Origin of the sequence: Desulfovibrio sp., assembly GCA_016208105.1 — a bacterium.
Classification (GTDB): Bacteria; Desulfobacterota; Desulfovibrionia; order Desulfovibrionales; family Desulfovibrionaceae; genus Fundidesulfovibrio.
This window is the reverse complement of sequence record JACQYS010000009.1, coordinates 126,067-149,765: the sequence shown is the minus strand read 5'-3', so window position 1 is coordinate 149,765 and position 23,699 is coordinate 126,067. Positions and strand designations below refer to the sequence as shown.

21 protein-coding genes and 1 tRNA gene are annotated in these 23,699 nt (G+C 59.5%); 9 read left to right on the top strand and 13 right to left on the bottom strand.

Annotation, left to right across the window (positions count from 1 at the left end; genetic code table 11):
• Positions 1–14 precede the first annotated feature (14 nt).
• Positions 15–3,089 (bottom strand): hypothetical protein, encoded by a 3,075-nt coding sequence (locus HY795_04845; GenBank protein MBI4804543.1) that lies wholly within the window; start codon positions 3,087–3,089, stop codon positions 15–17.
• 487 nt (positions 3,090–3,576) lie between these two features.
• Here HY795_04845 and HY795_04840 point away from each other — a divergent pair, with 487 nt between their 5' ends.
• A complete protein-coding gene (locus tag HY795_04840) occupies positions 3,577–4,179 on the top strand; it encodes a hypothetical protein (protein ID MBI4804542.1) in 603 nt (200 codons plus the stop codon).
• Between the two features lie 204 nt (positions 4,180–4,383).
• Here HY795_04840 and HY795_04835 read toward each other — a convergent pair.
• Positions 4,384–4,459: transfer RNA gene (locus HY795_04835), tRNA-Asn, on the bottom strand.
• A 168-nt stretch (positions 4,460–4,627) separates the two neighbouring features.
• Here HY795_04835 and lysS point away from each other — a divergent pair.
• The 6 genes from lysS to fabZ all read left to right on the top strand — a co-directional run bounded on the left by lysS (position 4,628) and on the right by fabZ (position 11,941).
• Positions 4,628–6,223 carry a lysine--tRNA ligase gene (gene lysS / locus HY795_04830; protein MBI4804541.1) on the top strand — a complete coding sequence of 532 codons (1,596 nt, stop codon included), beginning with the start codon at positions 4,628–4,630 and terminating at the stop codon, positions 6,221–6,223.
• A complete protein-coding gene (locus HY795_04825) occupies positions 6,220–7,449 on the top strand; it encodes an ABC transporter permease (protein ID MBI4804540.1) in 1,230 nt (409 codons plus the stop codon). The genes lysS and HY795_04825 overlap by 4 nt, the downstream gene beginning before the upstream one ends.
• Positions 7,442–8,125 (top strand): ABC transporter ATP-binding protein, encoded by a 684-nt coding sequence (locus tag HY795_04820; protein MBI4804539.1) that lies wholly within the window; start codon positions 7,442–7,444, stop codon positions 8,123–8,125. The genes HY795_04825 and HY795_04820 overlap by 8 nt, the downstream gene beginning before the upstream one ends.
• Positions 8,112–10,790, top strand: a complete 2,679-nt coding sequence (gene bamA / locus HY795_04815; GenBank protein MBI4804538.1) for an outer membrane protein assembly factor BamA — start codon at positions 8,112–8,114, stop codon at positions 10,788–10,790. Before HY795_04820 ends, bamA begins: the two co-directional genes overlap by 14 nt.
• A 107-nt stretch (positions 10,791–10,897) precedes the next feature.
• Entirely contained in the window at positions 10,898–11,419 is a 522-nt protein-coding gene (locus tag HY795_04810; protein ID MBI4804537.1) for an OmpH family outer membrane protein, read from the top strand.
• Between the two features lie 69 nt (positions 11,420–11,488).
• Positions 11,489–11,941 carry a 3-hydroxyacyl-ACP dehydratase FabZ gene (fabZ, locus tag HY795_04805; GenBank protein MBI4804536.1) on the top strand — a complete coding sequence of 151 codons (453 nt, stop codon included), beginning with the start codon at positions 11,489–11,491 and terminating at the stop codon, positions 11,939–11,941.
• 287 nt (positions 11,942–12,228) lie between these two features.
• Here fabZ and HY795_04800 read toward each other — a convergent pair whose 3' ends face one another.
• The 4 genes from HY795_04800 to HY795_04785 form a co-directional block, all read right to left on the bottom strand.
• Positions 12,229–13,974 (bottom strand): c-di-GMP phosphodiesterase, encoded by a 1,746-nt coding sequence (locus tag HY795_04800; protein ID MBI4804535.1) that lies wholly within the window; start codon positions 13,972–13,974, stop codon positions 12,229–12,231.
• A gap of 23 nt (positions 13,975–13,997) precedes the next feature.
• On the bottom strand, positions 13,998–14,387 hold the full coding sequence (locus HY795_04795; protein ID MBI4804534.1) for a response regulator: 390 nt from the start codon (positions 14,385–14,387) through the stop codon (positions 13,998–14,000).
• A gap of 126 nt (positions 14,388–14,513) precedes the next feature.
• A complete protein-coding gene (locus HY795_04790; GenBank protein ID MBI4804533.1) occupies positions 14,514–14,684 on the bottom strand; it encodes a hypothetical protein in 171 nt (56 codons plus the stop codon).
• Between the two features lie 361 nt (positions 14,685–15,045).
• On the bottom strand, positions 15,046–15,369 hold the full coding sequence (locus HY795_04785; GenBank protein MBI4804532.1) for an IscA/HesB family protein: 324 nt from the start codon (positions 15,367–15,369) through the stop codon (positions 15,046–15,048).
• Positions 15,370–15,511: 142 nt separating this feature from the next.
• Between HY795_04785 and pyrR the strand changes: the two genes are divergently transcribed.
• Both pyrR and HY795_04775 read left to right on the top strand, forming a co-directional pair.
• Positions 15,512–16,060, top strand: coding sequence for a bifunctional pyr operon transcriptional regulator/uracil phosphoribosyltransferase PyrR (gene pyrR / locus HY795_04780; protein ID MBI4804531.1), 549 nt, complete (start codon positions 15,512–15,514; stop codon positions 16,058–16,060).
• Positions 16,057–16,419: a hypothetical protein gene (locus HY795_04775; GenBank protein ID MBI4804530.1), complete on the top strand. Its 363-nt coding sequence runs from the start codon at positions 16,057–16,059 to the stop codon at positions 16,417–16,419. Before pyrR ends, HY795_04775 begins: the two co-directional genes overlap by 4 nt.
• A 136-nt stretch (positions 16,420–16,555) precedes the next feature.
• On the opposite strand, the gene HY795_04770 is transcribed toward HY795_04775, so the two are convergent.
• From HY795_04770 to HY795_04740, 7 genes are read right to left on the bottom strand one after another with little or no spacing between them, the layout of a single operon-like run.
• Positions 16,556–18,151 carry a hypothetical protein gene (locus HY795_04770; protein MBI4804529.1) on the bottom strand — a complete coding sequence of 532 codons (1,596 nt, stop codon included), beginning with the start codon at positions 18,149–18,151 and terminating at the stop codon, positions 16,556–16,558.
• Positions 18,148–19,038 carry an acetylglutamate kinase gene (argB, locus tag HY795_04765; GenBank protein ID MBI4804528.1) on the bottom strand — a complete coding sequence of 297 codons (891 nt, stop codon included), beginning with the start codon at positions 19,036–19,038 and terminating at the stop codon, positions 18,148–18,150. The genes HY795_04770 and argB overlap by 4 nt, the downstream gene beginning before the upstream one ends.
• Before the next feature lie 10 nt (positions 19,039–19,048).
• On the bottom strand, positions 19,049–20,416 hold the full coding sequence (hslU, locus tag HY795_04760; protein ID MBI4804527.1) for an ATP-dependent protease ATPase subunit HslU: 1,368 nt from the start codon (positions 20,414–20,416) through the stop codon (positions 19,049–19,051).
• Positions 20,416–20,955: an ATP-dependent protease subunit HslV gene (hslV, locus tag HY795_04755; GenBank protein ID MBI4804526.1), complete on the bottom strand. Its 540-nt coding sequence runs from the start codon at positions 20,953–20,955 to the stop codon at positions 20,416–20,418. The genes hslU and hslV overlap by 1 nt, the downstream gene beginning before the upstream one ends.
• Positions 20,956–20,965: 10 nt before the next feature.
• The gene (locus HY795_04750) at positions 20,966–21,508 is read right to left on the bottom strand and encodes a macro domain-containing protein (GenBank protein ID MBI4804525.1); all 543 of its coding nucleotides are present in this window, start codon (positions 21,506–21,508) and stop codon (positions 20,966–20,968) included.
• Positions 21,505–22,770, bottom strand: coding sequence for an insulinase family protein (locus tag HY795_04745; protein MBI4804524.1), 1,266 nt, complete (start codon positions 22,768–22,770; stop codon positions 21,505–21,507). Before HY795_04745 ends, HY795_04750 begins: the two co-directional genes overlap by 4 nt.
• Entirely contained in the window at positions 22,767–23,687 is a 921-nt protein-coding gene (locus HY795_04740) for an ABC transporter permease (protein ID MBI4804523.1), read from the bottom strand. The genes HY795_04745 and HY795_04740 overlap by 4 nt, the downstream gene beginning before the upstream one ends.
• Positions 23,688–23,699 lie beyond the last annotated feature (12 nt).

The following is a 23,699-nucleotide window of genomic DNA, read 5'->3' as shown; positions in this document are numbered from 1 at the left end:
CGTGGGGCACCTCGTCAGGGGGTTTTGGGTCCGTGGGGCTTGCCGTTGGCGGCGGAATTGGTCCTGGAGGCAAGGCGCTGAAGCTCGTCGAGGTATCCGTCGGCGTAATCGAGGTAGAATGCCAGCCCCTTGGAGAAGCTTTTTCCAAGCAGACCGTCCAGGAAGAGCTGGCTGATTTCGCGTTTTCTCAGAAGAACGTACTGGGAGAGCAAAAATATCTGCCTGGTCTGGGCGTCCAGTTCGCGCATGATGCGGGCCAGCGCGCTGCGGCCGCGCGGCTGGTACATCCAGAAATAGAGAAAATCCAGGGAATTGACGATGACCGCGTTGGCCAAATCTCCCCGGGTCTGAACCAGGGTGTTCACGAACTGCTTCGGGTCAGCCAGCATGGCCAGCACGTCTGCTTTTGGAAAGAGCACTTCGAGCTTTTCCTGGACGGAAAGCATCTGCGCAATCTTTTCTTTGTAGTCCCTCAGGCGCTGGCGCATGTTGTTGTCGCGGTCCGCCAAACCTTCGATTATCCCGGCAACGCTGTCCGAGGACAGTTTTGAGATCACCGCGGCCCACTGCTGCAGAATCTCTCCGGCAGCCAGAGGGTCATGGGGCGAGATGACGTAGCCCAGACAGGCGCTCACGCCCATGGCCAGGGGAATGGAGAGCAGGCTGCGGAACAGGTTCCAGAAGGCGGCTTTTTTGGGCAATCCGCGAATAAGGTTGTGTGAGGAGATGTAGCATCCGTTCACCAGGGCCATAATGGCGTAGAGCGCCGTGGAGTTCGTGGTGACATTGATGCCCATGCCTTGGTCCAGCAGGAGGGTTTTCACGAAGTAGTCCAGCAGGGGAACGGAAAAGCCGGTGTAGAGAAGGGAATCCGACAGACGGCTCCAGCTGACGTAGTCGTTCCACCTGAGCAGGGGGGTGCGGGAAAACCCGCCGCCGCCAAGCACGGACTGGATGATGTTTCGAAGCCCTGTGATGGCGAACCAGATGAAAGCGCCAAAGAACCTGAGGACCCACCAGTCCTTGGTGAAGAAAAATGCCAGAAAGGCGGGGATAAAACCGGCCGTTACCTTCAGGATGTTTTTGAATCGGTTGTTGAGGTACGGCCACGCGAGCTTTTTGTGTTTTTCCTGGGAAGGCGTGTTCCGCAGGGCGAAGTCGTTCCCGCAGCCCTTTTTCACTCCACCCATGATGAGAATGTTGCTCCCGCCGTGGGGAGTGGGCACAAACTCTTTGCAGCGGAAATCTCTTCTCGACTTGTAGCCTATTGCCCTGAGCGCCGGATGGCGGCGGGCCCACTCGAAAAGGGCTTGCAGAAATTCGTCGGTGCTTTCCCTGGGTTCATAGATCACCCTCGGTTCCACAACCATTCCAACCACCATTGCGTGGTGCATGTCCTGGCGGAGCGCCCAGTCTTCCCTGACGGCCTTGGGCGGGAGCGTTTCCCTGGCCACCAGGCCCATGCCATGTCCCCGGCAGGTCTGGCCCGTGGAATCGGACCCGATGGACGTACGCAATGGGCGCTCCCGGTAATGGGAGTGAAGCGCCGGGACATCTTCCAGGAGTGCGGACATCTTGTCCAAACGCTGGGCGGCCTGGGGAGACGGGTCTTCTCCCAGTTCCGCAATCCGAGTCATTACCCACCGTTTGAGCGGGATGACGCTCTTGGCGTTTATGACCTGCTGGAGTTCGGCTATCCGGTCGCTGTCCTTGACGTTTTTCTGGGCCGTGTTCTTCAAATTCACTATTTCGAGGTGCGTGATCTTGCCCGCACAAGCATGCAGGACCTCGATCACTTCATCCGAGTCGAGCCCTTGGAGGTTCAGGATGAAGCGGCTTCCGACGCGAAGCGCGGAAACGCTGTCAATCAACCCCGCCGGTGTTTGGACAGGACAATACAGAGGGCCTGTCCCATTGGTATCCCCTTTGGGAAGCGCGTCGGGCAAGACCAACTCGTCCAGGTAGTCGTCCACGATGGACTCGGCGTCCAGGAAGTTCATCTCTTCGACCAAACCCTCGATCCGCGCCTTGTCTTCCACGGAGGAGGCCTGAAAGAATTCCTTCTGCAGTTCTTCAAACCGCACACGAAGGAACGGCATCAGGTGGACGTGTATGTACTTGCCCAGGTGGATAAGCGACGGCTGTCCGGAGCCGATGGACCCGTGGAGTCCCGTGGTGTCCACCGGAGGCATCTCCAGGCCGAAATAGGAGTTGAAATCCGGCAGGACATTGGCGTTGAACACTTCCAGGATATGGAGCAACTGCTCTTCCTGCAGTTTTGCCAGATTTCTGCCTTGGCCCATGAATTGGGCGATGGCCGGCCTTAGCAGAAAGGCAAGGAAATCCGCAGCCCCGGTGAACCCCCGGGGCACCCAGATGATCTTGACCTGCTTCTCCCCGAACCTTGTTGTGAACTCGATGCCGATTCGCACCGATATGCCCATGGTTTCAGCGGCCTGGAGGAGCTCTTCGGCCACGCTTGGAAGCACGAAATTGTAGTAGATAACCGTGAGGTGCCGGATACCCTTGATCCATGCGTCCATGATGAGGTGCGTGGCGGATTTGCGGCCCTTGGTGTTGGCGTCGTGGACATGGTTGTCGAAGCAGATCTGGACCCAGTCCTCGGGCATGAGCAGGAGGCGGTAGAGCTTGAGCTGGCGGGCGATGATGCGCGGCTTGCCCGTGGCGGCCATTCGGAAGTCGTGGGCCAGTTCCAGTTGGCGGCGTTGGTCGCCGGTGGTGCGCACGAGTTCCTTCATGATCTGCATGAGAACCCGGGCCGTGTTGCGCCTGAGATAGGTGATGGAGGCGTTCATCACTTCGTCACGCAAGGCACGCAAAGCCACGATGCGGTCATGGGCCTTGCCGATTTCGAGAGATCCCAAAAGATTGGCGGCAGCGTATGCGATGCGCAGGCCCTGGGTCGCCGCCAGTTCCTTCACGCCGCGGGGATGGAGATATGGGGTGAGCAGGTGTTTGAAGCTGGAGAGGTCTTCCCGGCCGAGCACGTCTCCTACGATGCCTAAGAGCTCGTAATCCTTGTGGTCGAAAAGGAACCTGTCGAAAAAACTGTCGTTGGTTTTTGTCATTGGCTCTTGCAGCGATTCCTTCCTGGGAAATCTAACAGCCCGATATCAAAACCAAACATGTGAATGAGTTGAAAGTCAAGCGCTTGCAAGGACACTGCGAATGCCTTGGCGCGCCAGGCCAAGGCTTTGTGGCGTGCTGTATTCACAGTGATCAGACTGGCGGGTCGAAGGGGGGAATCGGGCGCGATGAGCGCGGCGTGGATGAATACGACCAGGTGGACTCCGTGGGGTGAGAGGGAAATGCAAAACCTGATGATGTCCCAGGCAGGCGTGGAAAAAAGCATGGGAGGTTGTTACACTGATCAAAGAGATGTTTTGGCCGATGAGATATTCGTGGTTTTCTACGAGAAAATGGAGGGCCTTCGGTAAGGACACCGAATGGCGAATCAAGGAGGAGAAGTGATAAATGGTATGGTTAGGTGGGTGCGGCTCGCGCAGCCAGGGAAATGTAGTGCGTGAATGGTGAGAACAACTCGGGAACAAGCCTATGAAATACAGCCTTCTCTTACTGGCGTACCTGCTGCTCGCACCTGGGCTGGCGCTTTCTTTCGAGCCAATTCCGGACGGCTTCCGGGAGACGAAACTGGGGAAGGCTCTGGACAGAAGGCTTGCCCATTTGGCTCTCTCGGCTCGCGACGATCTTTGGTATGATTGCAGGATACTTTTTAATTCGAACATCCCGCTTGGATACTATGCCGAGGACATCAGGATTCGTAAGGTTGTTTATAAGTTGAATTTTCTAAACAACGTTGAGTGCATAGAAGTTGAGACTCTGTATGATGTTGATTTCGACGGCTTGAAAAATAAGACTGCGTATTCATGGCTGACATCCAGGCATGGACCACCAGACAAAGTATTTCATGGATATCGAAAGTTCAAAAACCAGGATGAGGGAGTATTCGAATCAGGGTATCTGTGGGAGGATTTTTCCAGGAATGTGTTTCTGGTCTACTATGAGAAACATATTGAGCAAACACTTCAAAGTGTAGACTCCAAGCGCACGGTGTCAATCGTCATAATGGATAATGAGTACAGAGAAGCTTGGATGAAGTCGTTCAAGAAGATATCATTTACTAAGAATGGCAAGTAGTTTGTTGGAGAATCGTACTTATGTAGAGACGTTGCATTTGTTTCCGTAAATATCACCACTACTTCTATAGTTGTTGTAGCGAAAACGTGATGTTTTCCACCATACGTTCCCTTCTTCATAAGCAAACGCGGGTGAGAAATCGGACAAACGCCCCTGCTAACGAAAAAGGGTTCCAGACATTTCGTCTGGAACCCTTGATCTTCGTGGCTCCCCGGGGGTGACTCGAACACCCAACCTAGTGATTAACAGTCACCCGCTCTGCCGATTGAGCTACCGGGGAACAAGCCGCTGAACGGGATACCCGCGCGGGAAGGTCCCTTTATGAAAAAGCAGCCCCCTCAGTCAACCCCTTTTTTGCGGTCTGTTACCGTTTCTTGACGCTCCAGGCCTTTTGTCTTAGGTCAAGCCGATTCGATCCGACCTTCTTTTTTGACCACGGAGTAATCCTTTGGCATCTCAAGATAAACCCCGCCGCCGCGATTTCAAGCTGCCAGTGAAATCAGACAAGGTTGAGCGGTTCTATCCCTTGCTTGAAGCCCTCGCCGAACGCGACGAATTGAATGAAGTGCTCAAAAGCAGGGTGGCCAAAGCCTGCCAGCTTTTGGACAACGATATCCCGCTCTATCCGAACGGCTTCGTCAAGGATGCGGACATCGGCCGCACCATGGCCGAGAACGAGGCCAAGGACGAGGAGGCCCTTCTGGCCCTTGAGAGGGAGTTTTCCGTGGCCGGGCGCATAGTGGCCCTGCGTTCCTTCGGCAAGGTGGCTTTTTTCCACCTGCAGGACGCTTCGGGGCGGATGCAGTGCTATGCCTCTCGCGAGGACATGGGCGAAGGCCCGTACGCCTTGTTCAAGAAATTCGATATCGGCGATATAGTGGGTGTTACAGGAAAGCTTTTCCGCACCAAAACAGGCGAGCTGACCCTGGGATGCAAGGCAGTTCGTCTGCTCACCAAGTCCATGCGCCCCTTGCCCGAGAAATATCACGGGTTAAAAGACGTGGAGATCCGCTATCGCCAGCGCTACGTGGACCTCATCGTCACACCCCGCACGGCAGAGATTTTTAAGATTCGGACCCGGATAGTGTCCGAGATGCGCCGCTTTTTCGACGAGCGCGGATTCGTGGAGGTCGAGACGCCCATGATGCAGGCCATCCCGGGCGGGGCAACGGCCAAACCGTTTCTGACCCACCACAACGCCCTGGACCTGCAGCTCTACATGCGCATCGCTCCCGAGCTCTACTTGAAGCGTCTGCTCGTGGGCGGTTTCGAGAAAGTCTATGAGATCGGGCGCAACTTCCGCAACGAGGGCATCTCCACCCAGCACAACCCCGAGTTCACCATGTGCGAGTTCTACTGGGCCTACGCTCGGTTCGACGACCTCATGGACCTCACCGAGGAGATGTTCTCGCGCTTGGCCCAGGCCGTCTGCGGCACCACCAAGCTGACGTATCAGGGCCAAGAGATCGACCTGACGGCCGGAACCTGGCAGCGGGTCGATTTTTATGAATCCATCGAGAAGATCGGTGGCGTGCCTCCCGAGATTTTCCGTGATTACGAGGCCTGCAAGGCCCATGTGCTCAAACACGGCGAGAAAGTGCTCAAGGGTGAGAAGCTGGGCAAGCTCCAGGCCAAGCTCTTCGACCTGTTCGTGGAGCCCAAACTCGTGCAGCCCCATTTCATCTACGGCTACCCCACGGACATATCCCCCTTGTCCCGGCGCAACGAGGCCAATCCCGAGATCACCGACCGTTTCGAACTGTTTATTGCAGGCCGGGAAATGGCCAACGCGTTTTCCGAACTCAACGACCCGGTGGACCAGCGCCTGCGCTTCGAGGAACAGGTGGCCGAGAAGAACGCCGGGGACGACGAGGCCCACTATATGGATGAGGACTACGTCCGGGCCCTCGAATACGGCATGCCCCCGGCCGCGGGCCAGGGCATCGGCATCGACAGGCTGGTGATGCTCCTGACCGATTCGGCCTCCATCCGCGAAGTGATCCTTTTCCCGCTTCTCAAACCGGAGGCCGCTGCCACCGAATGAGATTCGAACTCTTCATCGCCCTCAGGTATCTGCTCACAAAGCGCGAGCACTCGTTCATATCCGTGATCTCGCTCATGTCGGTGCTGGGGGTGGGTCTCGGCGTGGCTGCGCTTATCGTGACCATGTCCGTGATGAGCGGCTTCACCACTGAATTTCGAGACAAGCTTCTGGGCCTTTCCTCTCATGTCATCACAGGGGTGGCTGGCGCGCCTCTGCGCAACTATCCTGCCCAGATGGAAAAGGTGGGCGCGGTCGAGGGCGTCCAGGCGGTCACTCCCATCATCTATTCCGAGGTCATGCTCGCCAAGGCCGGGGCGCCCAAAGGGGTGATCCTTCGGGGCATCGACCTTGATTCGGCGCGGAACGTCCTGACCATTCAGAAGGACATGGTGGACGGCAGCGCGGAGGATCTGGCCAAGCCGGCGGAAGTGCCGGGCATCCTGCTGGGATCGGAGCTGGCCTCGCGTTTGGGCCTGGTGGTCGGGTCCACTGTCAACGTGCTCACCCCCTCGCTTCGTGGCTCGGCCGTGGGGTTTTCCCCCAAGGTCAAGGTCTTCCAGGTCGTGGGCATATTCAAGACCCACATGTACGAGTACGACTCCTCCTCCGCCTTTGTGTCCTTGGCCGCTGCCCAGGAGATGCTCGGGTTCAAGGCCGACGCGGCCATGTACCTGGACGTTCGCCTCAAGGACCCGGACGAGGCTCCGAGGATCGGGGCGGAGATAGTCAAGACGCTTGGGGGGATGCCTTACTACGCGCGGACCTGGATCGACATGAACGGCAACATATTCGCCGCGCTCAAACTGGAAAAGGCGGGCATGTTCGTGGTGCTTCTCATGATCGTGCTGGTGGGGTCCTTTTCCATCATCACTTCGCTTGTGCTTCTGGTCATGGAAAAAACCCGCGATATCGCCATCTTGATGTCCATGGGCTCCACTGCGGACTCCATCAGGCGTATCTTTTTGCTCCAGGGATGCATCATAGGAGCTGTGGGCACAGTAATGGGATACGTTCTCGGAATCGGCGCCGCGCTCCTGCTCAAGGAATTTCAGTTCATCAAGCTTCCGGCGGACGTGTATCCCATGGACACCATCCCGGTGCGCCTGGACTGGCTCGACCTGTCGCTCATCGGGGTCACGGCGTTTGTTCTGTGCTTCGTCTCGACTCTGTATCCGGCCAGCAAGGCGGCCGCATTGAAGCCCGTGGAGGCCTTGCGGCATGACTAGCCCCCTGTACAGTCTGCGAGGGCTGGGCAAGGATTATCCCGGGCCGGGAGAGGCCGTGCGCGTGCTCAGCGGGATAGATTTGGACATCGCTGCCGGCGAATCAGTGGCTGTTCTCGGCTCGTCGGGGTCCGGCAAGTCCACGCTCCTGCACATCCTTGGGGCGTTGGACGTTCCAAGCCGGGGGACGGTGGAATTTTGCGGACGCGACATTTCCGCCCTCAAACAGTCGGAAGCAGCGGAGCTTCGAAACAAAGATATTGGTTTCGTATTCCAGTTCCACCACCTGCTGCCGGAGTTCACCACGCTTGAGAACGCAGCCATGCCCGGCCTCATAGCCGGAATGGCCAAGGAAGAGGCTTTTGAAAAAGCTCGTCAAGCTTTAGGGCTTTTAGGGCTTGAACAAAGACTGCATCACAGGGTAACTACCCTGTCCGGAGGCGAACGGCAGCGTGCAGCCATTGCTCGGGCCGTACTTCTTGGTCCCAAGGCGCTCCTTGCCGACGAGCCCACCGGCAACCTCGACGAATCCACCGGCCAGCGGGTCGGTGAACTGCTGGCAAATTTGAACGCCGAACTTGGCATGACCCTGGTAGTGGTCACCCATAACCATAACCTGGCCCAACTCATGGGCCGACGGATGGAATTGCATGGCGGAGAACTCTTTGCGCGGCCATAAGCGAATCGGTTTGATCCTCGCCTTTCTAGCCACCTCGCTCCTGGGCGTTGCCCTTTCGGCGTTTGCTCAGGCTGGTGGGGGCAAGGTGCTGGTGCTTCCTTTTGCGGTCAACGCCCCGGGCGACAAGGAGGCGTTGCGCAAAAGCGTCAACCAGCTCCTTGTTGAGCGCCTGAAACAGCAGGGCGTGGCCGTGGTGGATTCCGCCGCGGCCGCGGCTGCTTTGAAAGGCAAGAAGGACATCACTTCGGTGTCCGAAGCCCGCCAGGCGGCGCGCACCGCCGGCGCCTCGGCAGCCATATTCGGCACCGTCAACCAGGCTGGCGACGCCATTTCCATCGACGCCAAGTCCGTGGCGGTCTCAGGCTCCGGCGAGCCCGCCGCCGCCTACGTCACCCGTCCCGGCGTGATGGCCCTGGCTTCGGCCATCGACGAGCTTGCCCAGAAGTTAAAGCCCGACGTCACTCCTTCCGCCTCTGGCGACAAAGTCGTCGAGCTTGACGTGGAGGGCAACAACGCCCTGGAGAAGGACGTTGTCCTGCTCAAGGTCAAGACCCAGGCTGGCGAACCCTACGACACCAAGACCGTCAACGACGACCTCAAGCGTCTTTATGAACTCGGCTATTTCGAGGACGTGCAGATACGCATCGAAGATGCCCGTGGCGGCAAGCGCGTGGTCTTCGTGGTCAAGGAAAAGCCGCGCATTCAGGCGGTCAGCGTTGTCGGCAACTCCGAGATCAAAAAGGACGACATCCTGGAGGCCATGGGCACCAAGACAGGTTCGGTGCTCAACATGCAGGTTCTGGCGGACGATCTGGAAAAAGTCCGCGAGCTCTACCGCAAGAAGGGCTATTACCAGACGTCGGTCGAGTACAAGCTCGAGCAGACCGACCCGCGCATGGCCAGGCTCAATATCGTGGTCAAGGAAGCGCAGAAGCTCTACATCAAGAAGATCACCATCCAGGGTGCCAAGCAGGTCGATCCTTCCGACCTCAAGGACCAGATGGGGCTCAAGGAAAAGGGCTTCCTCTCCTGGCTCTTGCAGACCGGTGTGCTCAAGGAAGAACTGCTCGACCGTGACTCCGCCGCCATCGAGAACTACTACACCAACCGGGGCTTCATTGACGCCCGTGTTGGCCAGCCCCAGGTGGATATCAAAGACGACGGCATCTACATCACCGTCCAGGTGGAAGAGGGCGACCGCTACAAGGTCGGCAATGTGGACTTCAAGGGCGACCTGCTTCTTGACGACAAGAAGCTGCGCGAGACCGCCAAGCTGACCGAACTGGCCAAGAAGAAGGAATTCTTCGACCGCTCCGTGGTGCGTGACGACATCACCAGGTTGAACGAGTTGTATTCCGACCAGGGCTATGCCTTCGCCGAAACCGACATCGACATGAACAAACGCGGCGAGGAAAAGATCGTCGACGTGGTCTACAACCTGAAAAAAGGCCAGAAGGTCTACGTTCGCCGCGTGACCGTGGAAGGAAACGATCGCACCCGCGAAAACGTCATCCGCCGCGAGCTCCGGCTCTCCGACGGCGACCTGTTCTCCGGCACCAAGCTCAAACGCTCCAACGAGCGCCTGAACAAGCTCGACTACTTCGAAAAGGTTGACGTGGAGACCGTGCCCACCGAGAACCCCACCGAGGTGGACGTCCGGGTCAAGGTCAAGGACAAGAACACCGGCTCCATTTCCGCCGGTGTGGGCTACTCCACTTACGACTCCGTGTTCGTGGGCGGCTCGGTCACGGAACGCAATCTCTTCGGCAAGGGGTACAACGCCCAGTTCCAGGGCATGTTCTCCGGCGTGACCAACCGTTTCGTGCTCTCCTTCACCAACCCGGCCATCTACGATTCCAACGTCTCGGGTGGGGTGGACGCATTCAGCACCTTCCGCCGCTACTCCGACTACTACAAACAGTCGCAAGGCGCGGTGCTCAGGTTCGGCTATCCCCTGGGCGAGTATACCACCCTCCGTTGGGACTATCGCCTGACCCGCGACGACGTGTACCACACCAACATCAATCCCTCCTATCTCATCCAGGAGTCCAAGGGCATTCACTGGACCAGTTCCGTGCTGGTTGGCGCCGCGCGCGACACCACCGACAGCCGGACCAAGCCCACCAAGGGAACATTGAACGATGTGTCCCTGGAATACGCTGGTCTTGGCGGCGACCGGGGCTTCATCAAGGCCTACTACAGCTTCAACTATTACTATCCCCTGTTCTGGGAGACCGTGTTCCACGTGCGCGCCCAGACCGGCTTCCTGTTCGAGAACGGCTTCGGCGACGTGCCTGTGTTCGAGCGCTTCTACCTGGGCGGCATAGGCAACGTCCGGGGCTACGAGACCGACAAGATCTCCCCCAAGGACCACCGCACCAACGAGCGTATCGGCGGTGACACCACGTACTTCACCAACATTGAGTACATCTTCCCCATCAGCAAGCAGTACGGTGTCTACGGCCTGGGCTTCTTCGACGCGGGCAACAGCATCTGGCGCATGCGCGATGGATTCGATCTGTCTTTTGTGAAGTCCATCGGCGCCGGAGTGCGCTGGTTCTCGCCCATGGGCTTGATTCGCGTCGAGGCTGGTTATGGCCTGGACGAGATCCAGCACAGCCAGCAGCACTTCCAGATCGGCTTCACCATGGGGAACACCTTCTAGGAAGGACTTGACTTTCGACGCAAAAGGGTATGTGAGCATCGCCGCAGGGCCGAATGTCCGGCGATGGTGCCGGCGAACAGCTCGGTTATCAAAGGAGAAAGAGACAAATGCCTAACTTGCTGAAATACGTTCTGCTTGCTTGCTTGGTTATGGCCATGCCGGTCCTCGCCCAGGCGGCTGACAAGATCGGTGTGGTCAATTCCCAGGATGTGGTCATGAATTCCGATGCAGGCAAACGCGCCATGCAGGACCTGCAGAGCAAGGCCGACGCCAAGCAGCGCGAGCTGACCCGTCAGAGCGAAGAGCTCAAGAAGATGGACGAGAACTTCCGCAAGCAGAGCGTCACACTCTCCGCCGAGGCCCGGGCCAAGATGCAGGGCGAGATGGAGACCAAGTTCAAGAAGATGATGGACGACCAGAACAACTTCAACCAGCAGATGGGACAGGAGCAGTCCAAGGTCCTTGAGCCGCTGATGAAGGTGTTCGATCAGGTCGTGGCTGATTACGCCAAGAAGAACGGCTTCAATCTGATCGTCGAGCGCCGGGCCGTGTTGTTCGTGGGAAGTGGCATGGACGTCACCGCGGACATCACCAAGGACTTCGAAGCTGCCGCCAAGCGCGGAAAATAGTCATCCGCTTTGTATCAGGCGGCTTCCCTGCCGGGGGAGCCGCCTTTTTTTTACCTCCGGGAGGCCAACATGGTCCAACTGCCCTTGCCAATCACCGAAATTTTCAAGCTCATTCCGCACCGCTATCCGTTCCTGCTGGTGGACAGGGTCCTTGATTTCGAGAAGGACACGTCGCTTACGGCCATAAAGAACGTCACCATCAATGAGCCCTTTTTTCAGGGACACTTTCCGGACATGCCCGTCATGCCGGGAGTGCTCCTGCTGGAGGCCATGGCCCAGGCCGGGGCTCTGCTCCTGGCTTTGTCGCGCGAGGGACTTGGCGACAAGCTCTTCATGTTCACGGGTATAAACAACGCCAAGTTCCGCAAACCAGTGGTGCCCGGCGATCAGTTGACCCTGACCTGCACCGACGTGAAGCAGAAGCTCACCCTGTGGCGTATGCAGGGCCGGGCAATGGTCAACGGCGAGCTGGCCTGCCAGGCGGAACTGACCGCCGCCGTGGTGGACAGAGCAAGGATCTAAAGAAATCGAATTCTCATTGCGCGTTTGAAGTGTTGTTCGCGCGGGAGATGGTCAGGCGCAGGCCAAGTGCTCATAGAGCTGTCGGCACGTCTTCCTGGTTTCGCGAACAGTTTTCGCCCGCATCCTGGCAATCAGGATGTGGGCGAAATGCTTTTCGACACATGAAGTCTGGTGGTTCTGGAAGGCTCAATCATCTAAAGTGCTTGATACAATAAAGATTTGAGGGGCAAACGAAGGCACATTGGTGCCAGGGGATAAGCGGGAAATGGCTTGGAATCGCGCTAAAATTAAGCAGGGCTGTTGCGGTTGATGATGGAGTCGAAGTCCTTTTCCATGGCCATCCGCATTGAATCTTCCTCTATGGCGTCGATATTTTCCGTCATGAGGCGCACCAGCCGTTCGTCCAGCTTGCCCTGTCCCACTTCGTCCTGGAGCACGAGCAAAGCTTTCTCCCTGGGCAGGGCGGGTTTGTAATGGCGTTCCATGGTGATGGCGTCGTAAATGTCCACTATCATGAGCATGCGGGTCATAAGCGATATCCCGTCGGCCTTCACTCCTGTCGGATAGCCGGAACCGTCGAGGCGTTCGTGGTGCTGACAGATGATGTCCAGCAGGTTGCTCATGGTTTTGGGGAAAGGAATGTGCTGGAGGATGCGGAAGCTTTCTGAAGGATGGCGCTCTATCTCACGCCTTTCCTCAGGCAGCAGGTTGCCCCGGACAACCAGGAGCGCATGGGTTTCGTCCTCGCTTAAGATCGGTACAGCCTCGCCGTAGGCCGAAATTTCCTGCTTGGATACGTCCACAACGAAGGACGCGTCAGCGCGGCTGATGGTGTCCGAGCGGTTGATCCGCTCAAGCTGGGCGAATGCCTCCTGCCAGGGTTCGCCTGTGAGCTCGGAGCGCAGGGCCATGCGCATGCCTATGATCCGCATATGTTGCAAAGGCAGCCTTGTCGCCTTTGTGAGCACTTGCTCGCGTACGCCAATCTTGCCCACGTCGTGCAGAAGTCCCGCAAAATAGATTTCTGTCAGGGCCACGGAATCAAAGGATGCTTCCGGGAAGAAGGACCGGTCCTGATGCACCACTCTTGCCAAAGCAACAGCCAGCCGGGCAACACGGTGGGAATGCCCGGCAGTGAAAGGATCCCGGGCGTCGATGGCTGTTGCCAGGGCCTGGAGCAGCGCCTTGAGGAGAGTTTGGATGCCCTCGAAGTGCGACGCGTTGGCCATGGCCGTGCCTGCGACCGAGGCCAGCGTGGTGACGTATTGAAGATGCTTGGCCTCGATATGGACATCCTTGGTCGTGGCCAGCACCAGCGCTCCGGCCCAGGAATCCCCGGCCACAATGGGGGCGATGAGCAGGGCTGTGACGCCCGAAACCTCGCCGTTCCAACGGATGTCTGAACCCAGGTCGCTTATGACCTCGCCTTTGCCCCCTCGCATGATGTCGGCGAACAGCGCGCTGCCGGTAATCCGGTCCAGTTGGCACTCCTTGGCCAAGCCAAATGAGGCCAGAGGCAACGGCGCCTTCGCATTCTGGTCGCGTAGAAAGATCATGCCCATTTCCGTGGGAAGCGCGCCGGACTGGCATTCGGCCAGGAGCTCTCGCCCAACCTCACGCAGGCGCAGAGAGGCGTTCAAACCAACGGTGGCACGATGCAGCAGGGCCAGTTCGCGGTATTTTTGCAGCGTGTCCGAAGCCAATGCCCGACGGGCATCTTCTTGGCGAAGAAGCATCTCCAGGCTTTGAGCAAGGATGTCCGCAACCTGCTGGACGCCGCCCGCAAGGAAAGGACCGCCGTTGGCTTGGGTGGGGGCAACAACCACATGGCCTTCGGGATGCCCGTTGATCGAGAAGGAAGAGCTGAAACGCATGGCGCCGGGACGATCCAGATGGTCATCAGTCAGTCCCAGAGAGACTAGTAGCTTTCCACTCTGCACGACTCCCACGCCCCAGCCGGGCTCGAGCAATGCCTTGGCTTTCTCAAAAAGTGGTGTAATGTCGTGATTTCTAAAAAATCTGCTAAGAACCATGAGCTGTTACGTTCCGGAAGGCGCTACCTGGATATGCCGAGCAAGGACCTGGCGGTTTCCAGGACTTCGTCGGGATCGAAGGGTTTGGTCATGTAGAGTTTGGCACCCAGTTGAAGGCCCAGCTTGCGATCGATCTCCTGGCCCTTGGCTGTGAGCAGCACAATGCTCAGCCTGTGGGAGAGCTCGGGCATCTCTTTAATCTTCCGGCAGACTTCGTAGCCGTTTAACTTGGGCATCATGATGTCCAAGAAAACCACGTCGGGTTTTTCCTGCTTGATGAGGGCCAAGCCCTGCTGACCGTTGGCAGCTGTCAGGATGGTTATGCCCTGCTCTTCCTCAAGATCTTCGAGGGTCTGCTCAAGAAGCATACGGATGTGGATTTCGTCGTCAACGATGAGAATCTTGCCGGGCATCAGTGTTCCGTTGGCAGAGGTGCATGGGAGGAATCTCTGCTTACGACAATTATCCGGGAAGGTGAAGGGCTGCGACTGATTCTTAAAAAAGGGCGGCGGCTCGCGCCGCCGCCCTGTAAGGCTATGCTACTGGCTGGAACAGGAGCCGGTGGAGCAGGAGCTCCCGCATCCGCCACCGCCGAGTTCCATGCTGGAATGGACCTGGAAGCCCATGTAGGAGAGGTCCACCGTAATGGGCTGGGCCTTGCTCATGAGTTCCTTGTCGACAATGAACTTGTAGCCATCGGTATCGAACACATCGTCAGTTTCTTTTGACTCATCCAGAGCCAATGCCAGCCGGGGGCCAGCTCAGCCACCGGAGGAGAGATACACGCGGATGGGGGACTTGTCCTTATCCGCGAAGTACGAATCAAGCTGCTTTTTCGCAGCTTCGGTAAGCGTAAACATTGGAGCCTCCTGAGGTGTCGGGGTCGTTCGAATAGGTAAGCTCCATAAGAGGCTTTGTCAAATGCTGGAAAAGCCTATGAAGGCTGGCAACACAAGCAGAGGGCCCGAATCCGGCTTCGAACCGGACCGGGCCCTCTGGTTGTGGGCAGTACGATCTCAGGCTGGCAGAGGCGCATGGAAAAGTCAAAGCGCGCCCGCACAGCGCATCAGTCTACGAGGAGCAGCCTCCGCTGGAGCAGGAGCATCCGCCGCCGCATCCGCCGCCTCCGAGCTCAAGGCTCGAATCAATGCTGAAACCGCAACCGGCGAAGTCCACTGTAAGCGGGGTGGCCTGGGTCAGGAGGTCTTTATCCACAACGAAGGAATACCCTTGCGTATCAAAGACGTCGTCCGTGTCCTTGGGTTCGTCCAATGCCAAAGACAGCTTGGGGCCCGAGCAGGAACCGCTGGCAAGAAAGATGCGGATGGGCGCTTTCTCGTTTTCAGCGAAATATGCGTCGAGCTGGTCTTTGGCGGGCTGTGTAACTGTAACCATGTAATCCTCCATGGAAGTGATTCTGACGATACTAGTAAGTACGGTGTTGTGGACGGTCAAATATGAATGTGTGATGCGTTGGTTTGCCATGTGTGGGGAAATTGGATAGGAGCGATAAAAAACAGCAATATCTGGAAGGTCCATGAAGCGTCAGAAAATAGTGATGAATGGCAAGGAAATGTCGCGCACCTTGGAACGGTTGGCCTTCGAAATTTTGGAGCGCCATGGTGAATGCACCGAGCTTGCCCTTATCGGCGTTCAGCGCCGAGGGGTGGAACTTGCCCAGCGCTTGAAAAAGATTCTCGAGTCGAGGCTGGGGTGCGAGCTGCCATTGGGCAAGCTCGACATCAACCTCTACCGGGACGACTGGACCAATCTGGCTCATCAGCCCAAGATAAACCAGACTGAGATCCCCTTCGCAATCGACGGGCGAAAGCTCATCCTCGTGGACGACGTGCTCTATTCCGGACGCACAGTGCGGGCCGCCCTGGAGGCCATCCTGGATTTCGGCAGGCCCAAAAAGGTCGAGCTTCTGGTTCTGGTGGACCGTGGCCACCGGGAGCTGCCCATCCAGGCCGACTACATGGGCAAGCAGCTGCCTACCTCCATTGAGGAACGGGTGGACGTGTACGTGAAGGAATTGGACGGAGAGGACAAGGTCCGCCTCGCTGGCGAGGAAGCGGAAGCGTGAAGCGCGGTTTAGTCCCTGCGCTCCTGATCGCCTGGGGGAGCCTCTGCCTGGCCGGGGGATGCTCTTCCACGGACCGTGAGTATCCGCAGACCGCCCGAGAAGGATTCATGGCAAGCTGCCTGGAAGCGGCCCGGGAGAAGCTGGCCGAGAACCACAAGGCGGGGGGGAAGAACACGGAGGACCAGGCCAAGACCTACTGCGAGTGCAGTCTGAGAAAAGTTATGGTCCGAATTCCCTACGATGAGTTCGCGAAGTTCGATAAAGCCATACGCTCAGGCAGCGCCATTGATCCCGAGACAGCGAAAAAGCTTGAGGCCATAGTGACGGAGTGCCAGGAACAAGCCGGGTTGGGAAAATAGCCGATTCAGCATCTACTTGCGAAGCATGCACCCGGGGGGCACAGTCAGCTGCAGCGCAAACCGTGAGTTCGTTTGCCGTTCCCTTTACACACTGCTCAGGAAGCGCAACCCAGGGCGACGTCTGTCGCCGAGTCCGTCAGCTCGGGTCGGGCTTTGGGGGCGTACGTTCTTCGCTAAGGCGTTTTATCGATTCCGCCAGTTTTTCCTCCCCGAGCATTTCGAAGGATTTCGCCAGCAGCCCATACACTGTCTGCGGCACGGGCTCGTGGGTGCGCATCCGCTCGGCCACGGCGTTTAAGCATATCCTGACATGTTCCTTGGCGTCGGTGTTCTCCGCTGTCTGCATGCGCAAGAAGGTCAGCATGGTATCCACCAGAAGCGGATCCGTGCCCTTTTCAGGCTGAATCAATTCCACATATTTCGCAGCCGAAGTGAAGTCCTGCCGGGAAAGGGCGATCAGGGCGAGGCGCTGCAGGGTGAACGACAGCTCGTTCAAATCCGGAAAGGGGCTTGCCTTGAGGCTGGCGTAGGCCAGCTCGAGCGCCTGCTTCTCTTCGATGTCCTGGCCTTGTTTACGGTGCTCCTGTGCGGTCCAGCGCAGCATACGGGCCTTGAAGTTCAGCAGGATGGAGCGGACGGCAGGCGTTGCGGGACGGTTAAGGCGCGTGTCGAGCGCCGACATGGAAGGGACGTCCTTGCCCAGGGCGTGCAGGGCCAGGGCCAGGCTCATGGGGGGCTGTTCGGCCTGCGGGTAGAGAGCCGCCGCCTTTCGGAAGTGCCAGGCTGCTTCAGCCTGATGCTTGTCGTTGCTGGCCGCGTTTCCGAGCACCATGTGCATGGCGGAAAGCCCTGGTCCGGTGTCCGTGCCGCGGGTGCGGGCCTTGCGCAGGGTCCAGGGCAGGGCCGCGTCGAGGCCACCCTGTCGCAGGGACGTCTGTACCATGCCATCCAGGGCATCCACGCCGTTAGGGTCGATCTTCAGGGCAGCACGGAAAAAATGGATGGCATCCTCACGCTTTCGTGAGGCATAGAGCATCCAGCCGTGCATGTTGGTTGCCAGGTAGGATTGCGGTGCGAGATCAACGGCCCGTTTGGAGAGCGCAAGATCCAGGGCGGAGCGGGTTCCCAGGTGGGACAAGACCAGATAGGAGCCGTAGGAACGGCCGAAGACGCGTAGTGCGTTGCCGGTGGTCTTGTCTGGCGTGAGCATCTTGGCGGCTTGAGCCGGAGCAAGGGCAAGGCCGTCCATTCTGCCCAGCAGGTCGATAACGCCCCGGCGCAGTCCCAGGAGCCCCCCATTGGCGTCTATGGGCAGGACGGCAACGGAGGATTTGCCGGTAGTGAGGTCCGCTATCCACACCTCTGCCAGGAGACCTGGCAGGATGCGTCCGCCCAGCACGAAGCGCGCGCCCTCCCTGACCAGTCCGGCCAGGGGTTCCTGGGGGGGGCGCTTGCCCAGGATGTAGGATTGCAGATCTCCGGAGGTGGGGAAGGGGAGGCGCATGTGGCGCAGAAGATAGGTTTCCTCACAAGCCGGGTGAAGGGCCAGAAGGTTTTCAATGACGTTCTGTACGGCCGGGCCCAGGCCGTCGTATTCGGTGCCTTGAGCCGGCTGCAGGGGAAGGACGATGGCGCGTTCTTCGGCACTGGCCAAGCTTGGCAACAGAAGGACAGCTACCAGGATGGCGGCCAGCAGGGACCGCTGTGCCAGGAAGACGCGCACAGGCGTCACGGTTTCTTGTGGGTGACTTCGGTGCCGACCCCGGACTTGGTGAACAGCTCCAGGATGAGTGAGTTCTCCACGCGCCCGTCAATAACGTGCGCCTTTTCAACGCCGGACTGCACCGCTTCCATGCAGCACTTGAGCTTGGGGATCATGCCCCCCTTGGCCACGCCGTCCTCGATGGCCTTGCTCGCTTCGCGAAGGTCCATGGACTCGATGAGCGTGCCTCCGGCGTCCAGCACTCCGGCCACGTCGGTCAAAAGGATCAGCCGCTTGGCCCCAAGAGCCTGGGCCACGGCCCCGGCGGCGGTGTCGGCGTTTATGTTGTAAGTGGTGCCGTGCTCGTCCACGCCCACAGGCGCGATAACCGGGATGACCCCGGAATCGGTCAGGGTCCTTATGAGCCCTGCATTCACGCTCACGGGCTCGCCCACGTTGCCCAGATCGATCAGTTCGGGCGGGGCGTCCTCCTTGGCGAGAACCATCTCCAGCTTGCGCACCTTGATGAGCCAGCCGTCCTTGCCGGAAAGCCCCACGCAGGTGCCGCCGTGCAGGTTTATGAGGTTCACGATCTCCTTGTTCACCCGCCCCACCAGCACCATCTCCACCACGTTCATGGTGGCGTCGTCGGTTACCCGCAAGCCTTCGCGGAAATGGGACTCGATGCCAAGCTGGGTGAGCATCTGGCCGATCTGGGGGCCGCCGCCGTGCACGATGACCGGGTTCACCCCAATGTACTTGAGCAGCACCACGTTTAAGGCGAAGCTTCTTTTCAGGGCGTCGTCCTTCATGGCGTGGCCGCCGTATTTGATCACCACGGTCTTGCCGTGGAACTTGCGGATATACGGCAGAGATTCGAGCAGCACCCGGGCCTGGCTTGCGGCAGAGCTATCCATGTCTGTTCCCCTAAAGAATGTAGCGGGTCAGGTCGCGGTCTTCGGCCACGTCCTGAAGCTTGTCACGCACGTAGGCGCGGTCGATGACCACGGTCTCCCCGCCCCGGTCCGGGGCATCGAAGGAGAGGTCCTGCACGATTTTTTCCATGATGGTGTAGAGCCTGCGCGCCCCGATGTTCTCGGTCTCCTCGTTCACCTTCTGCGCGAAGCCCGCCACTTCGTCCAGGCCTTCCAAAGGGAATTCGATGGTGACGCCTTCCGTGGCCAGCAGGGCCACATACTGGATGGTCAGGGAGTTCTGGGGCTCGGTGAGGATGCGCAGGAACTCGTCCTTGCCCAGGGCGGAAAGTTCAACTCTCAGCGGGAAGCGGCCCTGCAGTTCGGGCACAAGATCCGAAGGCTTGGAGAAATGGAAGGCTCCGGCCGAGATGAACAGGATGTGGTCGGTGCGCACCATGCCGTACTTGGTGTTCACCACGCAGCCTTCCACCACGGGCAGGAGGTCCCGCTGCACGCCCTCGCGGGAGACGTCCGGGCCTGAGCCGCCCTGGGAGGAACGGCCGCAGATCTTGTCGATCTCGTCGATGAACAGGATGCCGGTCTGTTCCACTCGCTCCTTGGCGGTCTCGGCCACCTTGTCCATGTCCACCAGCTTTTCGGACTCCTCGGCTATGAGGATGTCGTAGGCCTCGCGGACTTTGAGCTTGCGGGTCTTTTTCTTCTGGGGAAACACCTTGGAGAACATGTCCTTGAACTGGCTGCCCAGTTCCTCCATGCCCGGCATGGCCATGATCTCCACGCTGGGAGAGGGCACGGTGACCTCCATCTCCACCTGCTTGTCGTCCAGAGTTCCCTTGCGCCAGAGCTGGCGGAGCTTCTCCCGGGTGGACTGGGCCTCGTCGGATTCACCCAGGGGAATGGCCGCCTGGGAACCGGCGGAGTACGAAGGAGGAGACTGCTTGGCAGCCGGCAGCAAGAGGTCCAGCAGGCGTTCCTCGGCGGCATGCTCGGCCTTGATGCGCACCTTGCCGGCCTCTTCCTGGCGGATGAGCTGCACGCCGATCTCCATGAGGTCTCGCACCATGGACTCCACGTCGCGGCCAACGTAGCCCACCTCTGTGAACTTGGTGGCCTCCACCTTGTGGAAGGGGCATCCGGCCAGCTTCGCTAGGCGCCTGGCAATCTCGGTCTTGCCAACGCCCGTGGGGCCGATCATGAGGATGTTCTTGGGGGCTATCTCGTCGCGCAGCACGGGGTCGAGCTGCTGGCGGCGCCAGCGGTTGCGCATGGCGATGGCCACCATGCGTTTGGCCGCGTTCTGGCCCACGATGTATTTGTCGAGTTCCGAGACGATCTCCCGGGGGGTGAGCGTATTCATTATCTGTCCACAGTCTCCAGCACGATGTTCGAATTGGTGAAGACGCACAGTTCGGCGGCTATGTCCATGGCATTTCGGGCGATGTCCTCGGCCGACATCTCGGTGTTGCGCGCGAGCGCGCGGGCAGCGGCCAGGGCGTAAGCTCCGCCTGAGCCGATGGCGGCCAGGCCGTCGTCCGGCTCGATCACGTCGCCTGCGCCGGTGAGGATAAGAATCGACGTTGCGTCCGCAACAAGAAGCATGGCCTCGAGCTTGCGCAGGAATTTGTCCTTGCGCCAGTCCTTGGCCAGCTCAACGGCGGCGCGGGTGAGGTTGCCGGAGTATTCCTCCAGCTTGGCCTCGAAGCGCTCGAAGAGGGTGAAGGCGTCGGCCGTGGAGCCGGCGAATCCGGCCAACACCCGGTCCTTGTACAGACGGCGGACCTTGCGGGCCGAATGTTTCATGGCCACCGCCTGTCCGAAGGTGACCTGTCCGTCCCCGGCCATGGCGACGCCCTTGGGGTCGCGCACGGCCAGAATAGTGGTGCCGTGAATGTCCATGTTTGGTTTCCTACAGGATTTGCCGGGCGATGCCCAGCCAGGTTTCGTAAGCCTGCTCGGAGAAGAGCACCATCCAGGCCTCGCGGACGAGGCCTTTGCGAACGGCGTGAGAAAGCTCACCAAGGGCGACGGGAGCGGCCAGCTCCACGGGGTAGCCGTAAGCGCCGCAGCTTAAGGCCGGGAAGGCCACGGTGAGGATGCCGTGTATGTGGCATAACTCCAGGCTGGTTCGATAAGCCGAGGCCAGGGCCTCGGGTTCACCATAGCGACCGCCGCGCCAGATGGGGCCGACGGCATGGATGATGTGCTGGGCAATCATATCGAAGCCGGGAGTGATGGCCGCCTGGCCAGCGGAAACCTCGCCCCGTTCGGCGATGATCTTGCGGCAGGCATGGGGAAGCTTCGGCCCTGCGGCCCGGTGGATCACTCCGTCCACGCCCCCGCCTCCGGCCAACCGGGAGTTGGCCGCGTTCACCACCGCCTGGGCGGGCCATGAGGCGATATCTCCCTGGGCCAGACCCAGGACGCCGGCAGGAAATTCGAACCGGGTCACGGCGTGAACGCCTTGGTCCAGGCTTCGTCGATAACCGGCCCCATGACCGCGATGCCAGCCCCGGCGGGGTCCAGTATCTCAGCGGCCAGGGCGCGCACCTCGTCCAGAGTGACCGCCTCGAAACGGGCCGCGGTCTCCTCGGGCGCCACGTAACGGCCGAGGATGAGCTGGTTGCGCGCCAGTCTGGACATGCGGTCCTCGCTGGATTCGATGGTCAGGTAGAGAACCGAGAGCAGATGGTCCCGAGCGTGTTCGAGCTCTTCAGGGGTGACACCGTGGCGGGCCAGCTTGGCGAGTTCCTCGCGCAGGCAGACGAGCAGCTCTCCGGTGCGGTCCGGCTCCACGGCGGCGTAGACCTGCAGCACGCCCTGGTCCGAAAGCGAGTTGGCGAAGGAATAGACGCTGTAGGCCAGGCCGCGGCGCTCGCGCACTTCCTGGAAGAGCCGCGAGGACATGTTGCCCCCGAGCACGGCGTTTAACATGCTCATGGCGAAGCGCCGTTCGTCGCTGGCGCCCATGCCTGGAAAAGAGAGACTCACGTGGCTCTGCTCGGTGTCACGCTCCTTGAAAAGCCGTGGAGGATGGTACTTGCCTTGGCACGGGGCTGGGCTGGGAACTGTGGGTTCCAACCCGCCGAAACGGCGCTCTATCAGGCCGATCATCTGGTCGTGTTCCAGGCTTCCAGCGGCGGAGATGAGCATCCTGCCCGGGCGGTAGTGTCCGGTGCGCCAGTTCTCCAGTGCGGGAAGCTTGAACCCGCGCACGGTTCCGGGCACTCCAAGTATGGAGTGTCCCATGGCGCAGCCCGGCCACATGGCGCTCCAGAAGGCCTCCATGAGGCAGTCCTCCGGGTCGTCCTCCACCATGGCGATCTCTTGGAGAACCACGTCCTTTTCGCGCAGGAGGTCCTCCTCGGAGGGCTTGGGCGACAAGACGATGTCCGAGACGATGTCCAGCGCGTCCTCAAGGTGGGTATCCACCACCCGGGCGTGAAAGCAGGTGTGTTCGCGGCTGGTGTAGGCGTTGGAGTGCCCGCCCAGGAGGTCAAGGGATTTGGCTATGTCTAAGGCGGTACGCCGGGCTGTTCCCTTGAAGGCCAGGTGCTCCCAGAGATGCGCCGTACCTTCCTCGCCTTGCGCTTCATGGCGGGAACCGGCCTCTATCCATATGCCGAAGCTTACGCTGCGGGCGCTGCCCATGCGTTCAGTGGCTATGCGCAGGCCGTTGTCCAATACGTGAAAGCGGTGGTCGTAGTGGGTCATGATTGCTCGCGAAAATAGGGCTTGCCGAGCCCAGCTGGAGCATGCCCCCGGTGTCCCAGGTAGGCGGCCAGGCTCAGGGTGAGTATGGTCAGCAGGTACGGGAGTATGCGCAGCATATAAAGCGGAACCGCATGTATTCCCGTGGCCTGGAAAAAGAACTGCAGGGCGGTGAGGAAACCAAAGAAAAGCGCGCCTCCCAGGGCGGCCAGGGGGCGCCATCCCGCGAAGATGACGATGGCCACGGCTATCCAGCCCTGGCCTGAGCTTATTCCTTCCTTCCAGCCGGGAGTGACGACCAGGGACAGGTATGCCCCGGCCATTCCGGAGAGAAATCCTCCCGCCGCCAGAGCGGCAAGGCGCACGCGGGCCACCGGGACTCCCATGGCGTCGGCAGCAGCGGGGTTTTCCCCGCAGGCGCGCACCATGAGCCCCCAACGCGTGCGGGCAAGGATGAACCACAACACCAGGGTGATGGCGAAGCCAAGGTAAACCAGCGCGTTTTGCTTAAAAAGCACGGGACCTATGAACGGGATATCCTGAAGTATCGGAACCGGCATTTCCTGCACCCGCAGGCCGATCTTTCCTATGAGGCCCCGGCCCAGGTAATTAGACAGGCCGGTGCCCAGGATTGTCAGGGCGATGCCGGAGAGCAGCTGGTTGGCCCCAAGGCGTATGGCGAAGAACCCGTGCAGGCAGGCCAGGGCGGCGCCAACGGTCCCGGCCGCCGCAAAGGCCAGGACGGGACTTCCTGTCGAAAAGCCCACGTAGAACCCGGTGAGGGCGCCCACAAGCATCATACCTTCCTGCCCGAGATTAATCACCCCGGAGCGCTCGGCCAACACTTCGCCCTGGGCGGCCAGGAGCACCGCCATGGAGGATTTGAGCGTGAGCGTAAGGAGGAAGGCGAAGTCGTTCATGGGCCCGGCTTC

Coding starts and splice junctions, on each gene's coding strand:
- HY795_04845 (MBI4804543.1), bottom strand. CDS start 3,089: ATGACAAAAACCAACGACAGTTTTTTCGACAGGTTCCTTTTCGACCAC.
- HY795_04840 (MBI4804542.1), top strand. CDS start 3,577: ATGAAATACAGCCTTCTCTTACTGGCGTACCTGCTGCTCGCACCTGGG.
- HY795_04825 (MBI4804540.1), top strand. CDS start 6,220: ATGAGATTCGAACTCTTCATCGCCCTCAGGTATCTGCTCACAAAGCGC.
- HY795_04820 (MBI4804539.1), top strand. CDS start 7,442: ATGACTAGCCCCCTGTACAGTCTGCGAGGGCTGGGCAAGGATTATCCC.
- HY795_04810 (MBI4804537.1), top strand. CDS start 10,898: ATGCCTAACTTGCTGAAATACGTTCTGCTTGCTTGCTTGGTTATGGCC.
- fabZ (MBI4804536.1), top strand. CDS start 11,489: ATGGTCCAACTGCCCTTGCCAATCACCGAAATTTTCAAGCTCATTCCG.
- HY795_04800 (MBI4804535.1), bottom strand. CDS start 13,974: ATGGTTCTTAGCAGATTTTTTAGAAATCACGACATTACACCACTTTTT.
- HY795_04795 (MBI4804534.1), bottom strand. CDS start 14,387: ATGCCCGGCAAGATTCTCATCGTTGACGACGAAATCCACATCCGTATG.
- HY795_04785 (MBI4804532.1), bottom strand. CDS start 15,369: ATGGTTACAGTTACACAGCCCGCCAAAGACCAGCTCGACGCATATTTC.
- pyrR (MBI4804531.1), top strand. CDS start 15,512: ATGAAGCGTCAGAAAATAGTGATGAATGGCAAGGAAATGTCGCGCACC.
- argB (MBI4804528.1), bottom strand. CDS start 19,038: ATGGATAGCTCTGCCGCAAGCCAGGCCCGGGTGCTGCTCGAATCTCTG.
- hslU (MBI4804527.1), bottom strand. CDS start 20,416: ATGAATACGCTCACCCCCCGGGAGATCGTCTCGGAACTCGACAAATAC.
- hslV (MBI4804526.1), bottom strand. CDS start 20,955: ATGGACATTCACGGCACCACTATTCTGGCCGTGCGCGACCCCAAGGGC.
- HY795_04745 (MBI4804524.1), bottom strand. CDS start 22,770: ATGACCCACTACGACCACCGCTTTCACGTATTGGACAACGGCCTGCGC.
- HY795_04740 (MBI4804523.1), bottom strand. CDS start 23,687: ATGAACGACTTCGCCTTCCTCCTTACGCTCACGCTCAAATCCTCCATG.